This is a genomic window from Microbacterium sp. PF5 (assembly GCF_004794315.1).
GTDB classification, from domain to species: Bacteria; Actinomycetota; Actinomycetes; order Actinomycetales; family Microbacteriaceae; genus Microbacterium; species Microbacterium sufflavum.
The window spans coordinates 1-1,922 of the sequence record NZ_SSDQ01000008.1 but is presented as its reverse complement, the minus strand read 5'-3'; the positions used below and the strand labels follow the sequence as shown (position 1 = coordinate 1,922).

Here is a 1,922-nt window from a genome sequence, read left to right as displayed (position 1 = left end):
GACCCGGGCGCTCTGCTGCTGGCGCTGCCCGCCGGCCACCCCGTGCACATCCTCTGACGCGGTGGCGCGGGGGTCAGCGCACCCTACGCGCGAAGCTCACCCGCCCGCGGGCCGACGACGATGTGAGCGAGCCGGTCGCGAGTGAGCAGCACAGCGTCTTCGACAAGCCGCAGGTAGGCGCCGCTGTCCCTTGCCAACTCGGCAAGTCCGATGATGCCAGATAGGAGGTACTTCGCCTCTCTTGGCGGATCGGCATCCGGAGCGATCAGCTCTTTCCGTTGCGCTTCTTCGAGGTAGTCGGTCAAGCGCGCGAGCCACCCGCTGAACTTGGGACTTGCGGGCGGCGAGCCGTCGGTCCTCCGATCCATCAGCATGAGCGACACTCGCGCCAGCGGGTCGTGCAGAAGGCTGTCGGTCACTTGCTCCGCTACGGCGACGATCGCATCGAGCGGGTCATCATCCGTGCGTTTGGTTCCCATGAAGACGCCGCCGGGGAAGGCGAGATCGACGATGGTCCCAACCAAGGCCTGTTTGGTTGGGAAGAAGTAGGTGACGAGGGACTTCGAGGTTCCCGCAACCTCCGCAATGCGACGGAAACTCGTGCCCTCATAACCGAACTCGTCGAACACACGCACGGCTGCCTCGATGATCTCGGGTGCCGCGTTCAAGTCCGGGCTCATCACCGAGCGGGCATTGAGCGCCCTCAAAGCCGTTGTGCGCACGCCGTTCCGTTTCGCACTCATCGCTCCACCTCCTCGTGTCCACTTTGAGTGACCCTACGCACTGGACAGCCGGTCAGGAGGTGGCGCGTAATACTTCAGTTCCCTAACCGATTGGTCAGTTCATAGCTTCCCGGGCATCGCGGCGCTCACCGCGATCGAGAAGGGAAGAACATCATGAAGAGAAGTGTCGTAACCCTGTGTGCTGCCGCGTGCATCGCCATCGGAGCGGCTGTGGCTCCGCAAGCAGCGAGCGCGGCCACAAGCGCACAGACCGAAGTACGCACGGCCAGCCCCATCGGCTCCGCAACGATGAGCACGGGTCAGTACGAGTACATCTGCATCGGCTCGGACGGAAGCAGTTGGTCGCTGCGCGTCGGAGAGCCAACCACGGACTGCCACGGCAGCTTCCTACACAAGTACATCAGCGGCGTGATGGTGGCGAACTACAAGTTGTCGGTGACAGGAACCGTGATTGATCACCCAAAGCCGGACCCGATCGGGTGTCTGATGTCCATCGTCAGCGGCGTCTTCGGCGTACTTAGCGCAGACGGATCGCTCATCTGGATTTCCGCGCTCGGCTTCACCGGAATGGGAGGAATCATGACCTGCCTCGCGTAACGCTCATTGATCAGAGGGGGCGACGGTGAGCCGGCGTCCCCTCGCCCTGCGAGGGCAACTGAAGGAGTACGAGCAAGCAGGTGGTGACAATCATGAGCACGAAAGTCGCCGCGGGCACGTACCACGTGACCCAAGGTCGCAGAGGGACCCCCAAAGACCGCAATGGAATCACGATCCCCAGCATCGCTGGGATGAGAATCGCCGCGAACGAGAAACTCCTTGCGTCCCATGCCCTCTGACGCCTACCGCGACTTCGCCGATCAGAGGCTTGTGCCGCAGTTCGGCTGGATGCGCCGAGGATCACGAGAGCAATCGGCCAGACCCAGAAGTCGCCGACCAGAAGTAACAGAGCCCCGACTGCGGCGAACAAAGCCGCGACCACCACGCGGGCAAAAACTTCCCACCTCCACCGGGCAGTGATGCCAGTCGGTAACACTTCACTTTCGCGCATGTCTGCGAGCATACGCCCGTCGAGCTCGACGGCGATGAGTTCGGCGAGGCCGTGCGGGTGGTGTGCCGCGCCGACCCGGGCGCTCTGCTGCTGGCGCTGCCCGCCGGCCACCCCGTGCACATCCTCTGACG

At 63.5% G+C, this 1,922-nt stretch carries 3 protein-coding genes; 1 reads left to right on the top strand and 2 read right to left on the bottom strand.

What is annotated here, in order from left to right:
- Positions 1-83 precede the first annotated feature (83 nt).
- On the bottom strand, positions 84-743 hold the full coding sequence (locus DW297_RS00050; RefSeq protein WP_136028483.1) for a TetR/AcrR family transcriptional regulator: 660 nt from the start codon (positions 741-743) through the stop codon (positions 84-86).
- Between the two features lie 153 nt (positions 744-896).
- Between DW297_RS00050 and DW297_RS00045 the strand changes: the two genes are divergently transcribed.
- On the top strand, positions 897-1,340 hold the full coding sequence (locus DW297_RS00045; RefSeq protein WP_136028482.1) for a hypothetical protein: 444 nt from the start codon (positions 897-899) through the stop codon (positions 1,338-1,340).
- Between the two features lie 10 nt (positions 1,341-1,350).
- Here DW297_RS00045 and DW297_RS19070 read toward each other — a convergent pair.
- Positions 1,351-1,922, bottom strand: a 572-nt coding sequence (locus tag DW297_RS19070; protein ID WP_205828192.1) for a hypothetical protein, incomplete at its 5' end; no start/stop codon positions are given.

Bases quoted from the DNA above. Each gene is read 5' to 3' on its own strand.
- DW297_RS00050 (WP_136028483.1), bottom strand. From the start codon at position 743: ATGAGTGCGAAACGGAACGGCGTGCGCACAACGGCTTTGAGGGCGCTC.
- DW297_RS00045 (WP_136028482.1), top strand. From the start codon at position 897: ATGAAGAGAAGTGTCGTAACCCTGTGTGCTGCCGCGTGCATCGCCATC.